Consider the following 4,876-nt stretch of genomic DNA (forward strand, 5'->3'; position numbering starts at 1 on the left):
GAACTCACTGCGTGTTCAGTATCGCAATGTTATCAATGCTGGCTTCCCATATCTTATGATAAGCCCTGGCTTTATTCTTTTAGTGTTTGTTGTTGTATTTCCAATTATCTTTGGTTTTGCGATTGGTTTTACTAATTACAACCTTTACAACTCACCTCCAGCGAAACTGGTTGATTGGGTTGGTTTGAAGAACTTCTTTAATATTTTTCAAATTAACTTGTGGCGTAACACCTTTATTGATGTGTTGCAGTGGACTGTCGTATGGACATTAGTTGCGTCGACACTGCAATGCACAGTAGGAGTTCTGTTGGCAATTCTGGTAAACCAAAAAGACCTTAAATTAAAACCGCTGATCCGTACTATATTCATTCTCCCTTGGGCGGTGCCTGGCTTTGTTACCATCCTTATTTTTACTGGGATGTTTAATGACAGCTTTGGTGTTATTAACAATGTGATTCTCGATTTCTTTGGCATTGAGCCTAAAGCTTGGCTTACAGACCCATTCTGGACGAAAGTCGCGCTAATTATGATCCAAACCTGGTTAGGTTTCCCATTTGTATTCGCGATGACGACGGGAGTTCTACAGGCTATTCCAGACGATCTCTATGAAGCCGCGACGATGGACGGTGCAAGCAAATTTCAGCAGTTAAGAACCATCACTTTACCGCTGGTTCTGTATTCAATCGCCCCAATTTTGATTACTCAATACACGTTTAACTTTAATAATTTCAATATTATTTATCTGTTTAACAATGGTGGTCCAGCTGTCATTGGTAGTAACGCGGGCGGTACCGACATTTTGGTGTCATGGATTTATAAACTGACGATGTCTTCATCGCAATACGGTATTGCATCTGCCATCACATTATTACTGTCGATTTTCGTTGTGGGTATTGCGCTTTGGCAATTCCGTATGACTAAGTCATTCAAAGAAGAAGCGAGATAACAACATGAGTATTAAACGTAGTAATCGTATCCGATTGACATTGAGTTACGGTCTGATCTTGTTGGTATCAGTGATCATTATCTACCCTTTAGTGTGGACAGTTGGAGCGTCGTTCTATCCAGGCAATAGCATCATGGGTGAGTCAATTTTCCCAGATAACCCGACTCTGAGTCACTATGCAACCTTGTTTGCCAATGACAAAGTAGCTTACCTGACTTGGTTTTGGAATAGTTTGAAAATAAGTTTTTTGACCATGGTACTAACGCTAATTAGCGTCTCATGCACATCATATGCATTTTCTCGCTTTCGCTTTAAAGGAAGGAAAAATGGTCTAATGCTGTTCCTTCTGCTGCAGATGATTCCGCAATTTTCTGCTCTAATTGCGATATTTGTTCTAGCTCAGATGTTGGGGTTGATTAATAGCCATCTCGCACTGGTTTTGGTTTATGTTGGCGGTATGATTCCGATGAATACATATTTAATGAAAGGCTACTTGGATGCAATTCCGAAAGACCTGGATGAATCAGCAAAAATGGATGGTGCAAGTAATATTCGTATCTTTCTGGAAATAATATTACCTATTTCAAAACCAATTATAGCAGTAGTAGCCTTATTCTCTTTTACGGGACCACTAGGCGATTTTATTCTTGCAACAACTATTTTAAGAACGCCTGAAAATTATACGTTACCTATCGGTTTATATAACTTGGTCGTAGAAAAAATGGGTGCAAGTTATACCACATACGCAGCAGGTGCTGTGCTTATTTCAATACCTGTTGCGCTTCTTTATCTATCATTACAAAAATACTTTGTATCCGGCTTAACAGCAGGTAGTACAAAAGGCTAATACTAGAGAGAAAGATATGAATACAAAATTTAAGGTTGCACTTATTAGTGCGGCAGTGGCTTTGGCTGGCTGTCAATCTGCAAATTCTTCTAAAAATAATGTTACTGATAATAACGATCATACAGATGATGTTGTTATAACTGCTCCAGAACTAAGAGGTGAATTTATTCGTGGTGTGGATATTTCCATGCTGCCAGAAATAGAGAGGTTAGGTGGGAAATATTACCAAAATGGAAATGAAGAAGATCTAATTAAAATATTAAAGAATAGTGGAGTTAATTCTATCCGTGCACGTTTGTGGGTAGATCCAATGTCAGCTACTGGTGAAGTATTTGGTGGTGGTAATAACACATTAGAGCGTTCTATTGAGCTTGGTAAACGCGCGCAAGAAAGCGGTATGTCATTCCTACTTGATATCCATTATAGCGACTTTTGGGCTGATCCTAAAAAGCAGCAAAAGCCAAAAGAGTGGGAGAAACTTACGTTTGAGAACTTAACACAGAAAGTTTATGACTATACGGCACAAGTGATGAAAGCACACCAAGCTGCGGGTGTTGTGCCTGACATGGTCCAAGTTGGTAACGAACTGAATGGCGGCATGCTTTGGCCGGAGGGTAAAAGTTGGGGTCAAGATGGTAAGGAATTCGACCGTCTATCACTTCTTTTAAAAAGCGGGATCCAAGCAGTGCACGACAACGATAGTGGTAAAGAGATTCAAATCATGCTGCATCTCGCAGAAGCTGGTGACAACGGTCTCTTCCGCTGGTGGTTTGATGAAATCACTCAGCGTGGGGTCGATTTTGATGTGATTGGCATGTCTTATTACCCGTGGTGGCACGGTCCCATCGATAAAGTAAAAGCCAATATGAATGATGTCATTAGTCGATACAACAAGCCTATTGTTTTGGTAGAGACATCTTTCCCGTTTACCAGTGAGAATGGCGATTCGCTAGGCAATAGTTACTCCGAGGCGGGCCCAATCGAGGGGTATAGTGTGTCAATTGAGGGGCAGGCGGAATACCTATCTGACATGATGACACTGCTGAATGAACTGCCTAGTGAACAAGGTCTGGGGATTTATTATTGGGAACCTGCATGGTTACCAATAGATGGAGCGACATGGTCAACCGAGGCAGGTATGGACTATAGCGGGGATAAATGGGACATGGGCAACTCTTGGGAAAACCAAGCACTGTTTGATTTCGAGGGTAATGCATTACCGTCATTAAGAGTATTTAAAGGTCAATAATGAACAATAAAAAACACATCATTCCTAAGAGAACGGGTCTGCTCCATGGAGCAGATTACAACCCTGAGCAATGGTTGGATAGGCCAGATATTCTAGCGAAAGACGTTGAATTAATGAAACAGACCAAATGTAACGTCATGTCTGTCGGTATCTTTAGCTGGTCGGCTCTAGAGCCTATTGAAGGTGAGTTCCAGTTTGAATGGCTGGATATGGTGTTGGATAACATGGCAGACAATGGGATTTCTGTATTTTTGGCCACGCCGAGTGGAGCGCGTCCTGCTTGGTTGTCTGAACGATACCCAGACGTTCTTCGAGTCAATAGCTCTCGTGTTAAGCAATTGCACGGAGAGCGTCATAACCACTGTTATAGCTCACCGAATTACCGTGAGAAAGTAAGCATTATCAATACTAAATTGGCTGAACGTTACAGTAAGCATCCTGCGGTCATAGGCTGGCATGTTTCAAACGAATATGGTGGAGATTGCCACTGTGATTACTGCCAAGAAGAGTTTCGTTTGTGGCTGAAAAATAAATACGGTTCCCTATACAATCTCAATAAGCTGTGGTGGAGTGCGTTTTGGAGCCATACGTATACCAGTTGGGAGCAAATTGAATCACCATCTCCTATTGGCGAGAACTCAGTACACGCACTTAAACTGGATTGGAAACGATTCTGTACTGACCGCGTCTCGAACTTTTGCGAGCATGAGATTGCACCGCTCAAATTGCTCAATCCAGATTTGCCTACAACGGCTAATTTCATGGAGTATTTTTACGACTACAACTACTGGGAACTGGCAAAGTCGATTGATGTTGTTTCTTGGGACAGCTATCCGCTTTGGCACCGTGACAGCGATGAAGTTGCGCTCGCTTGCTATACCGGGATGTATCATGATTTGATGCGCACACTCAAAAACCAGCCGTTTTTGTTAATGGAGTCTACCCCAAGTCAAACCAACTGGCAGCCTATCACTAAGCTGAAAAAGGACGGTGTTCATTTATTGTCATCTTTGCAAGCAGTGGCACATGGCTCCGACTCGGTTCAGTACTTCCAGTGGCGTAAAAGCCGAGGCTCCGTTGAGAAGTTTCATGGTTCAGTCATTGATCATGTTGGACACGCGAATACACGTACAGGTAGGGAAGTGACTGCCGTTGGTGATTATCTGAAACAAATTGATGATGTGTCTGGAACTGGCACTCAGGCTGAAGTAGCGATCATTTTTGATTGGGAAAATCGTTGGGCAATGGATGATGCTTCAGGTCCTCGCAATGAGGGTATGCACTACGAGCAAACCGTGTGTGATCATTATCGAGGCTTTTGGCAGCAAGGTATTAGCTGCGACATTATAGAGCAGCTATGTGATTTTACCCCTTACAAGATCATTATCGCGCCAATGCTGTACTTAATTAAGCCTGGTGTAGCAGAACGTTTAGAAGCGTTTGTAGCACAAGGAGGGACGTTAGTTGCGACATACTGGAGTGGTATTGTTGACGAGAATGACCTGTGCTTCTTGGGAGGCTTTCCTGGAGGGGAGGACAGTCCTTTGCGTCGTACACTAGGCATTTGGGCTGAAGAGATTGATTCACTCTATGATCATGAACGCGTATTGTTCGAAATGGAAACGCATTCTGGTTTGGGCTTTAGTGGTGAGTTTAAGGCTAAACATCTAATGGAACATATTCATTTAGAAACAGCAGAAGCTCTCGCTTATTATCGTGAGGATTTGTTCGATTCTTGCCCGGTTATTACTAAGAATCAGCTAGGTAAAGGTTGTGCTTATTATATTGCCGCACGTACAGAGAGAGATTTTAACGAATTGTTTTACATTTCTCT

4 protein-coding genes are annotated in these 4,876 nt (G+C 42.3%); all 4 read left to right on the forward strand.

The genetic code is table 11. The features are described 5' to 3' along the window. Positions 1 to 946: carbohydrate ABC transporter permease (locus tag QTO00_RS14920; RefSeq protein WP_331425496.1), on the forward strand; the 946-nt coding region annotated here is incomplete at its 5' end. A gap of 4 nt (positions 947 to 950) precedes the next feature. After that, a complete protein-coding gene (locus QTO00_RS14925) occupies positions 951 to 1,793 on the forward strand; it encodes a sugar ABC transporter permease (RefSeq protein WP_025789580.1) in 843 nt (280 codons plus the stop codon). A gap of 16 nt (positions 1,794 to 1,809) precedes the next feature. Beyond that, positions 1,810 to 3,042 carry a glycoside hydrolase family 53 protein gene (locus tag QTO00_RS14930; protein ID WP_331425497.1) on the forward strand — a complete coding sequence of 411 codons (1,233 nt, stop codon included), beginning with the start codon at positions 1,810 to 1,812 and terminating at the stop codon, positions 3,040 to 3,042. Continuing rightward, positions 3,042 to 4,876: beta-galactosidase (locus QTO00_RS14935; protein ID WP_331425498.1), on the forward strand; the 1,835-nt coding region annotated here is incomplete at its 3' end. The genes QTO00_RS14930 and QTO00_RS14935, both read left to right, overlap by 1 nt.

The sequence above is a fragment of the Vibrio sp. M260118 genome (assembly GCF_036533755.1).
Classification (GTDB): domain Bacteria; phylum Pseudomonadota; class Gammaproteobacteria; order Enterobacterales; family Vibrionaceae; genus Vibrio.

Coding starts and splice junctions, on each gene's coding strand:
- QTO00_RS14925 (WP_025789580.1), top strand. CDS start 951: ATGAGTATTAAACGTAGTAATCGTATCCGATTGACATTGAGTTACGGT.
- QTO00_RS14930 (WP_331425497.1), top strand. CDS start 1,810: ATGAATACAAAATTTAAGGTTGCACTTATTAGTGCGGCAGTGGCTTTG.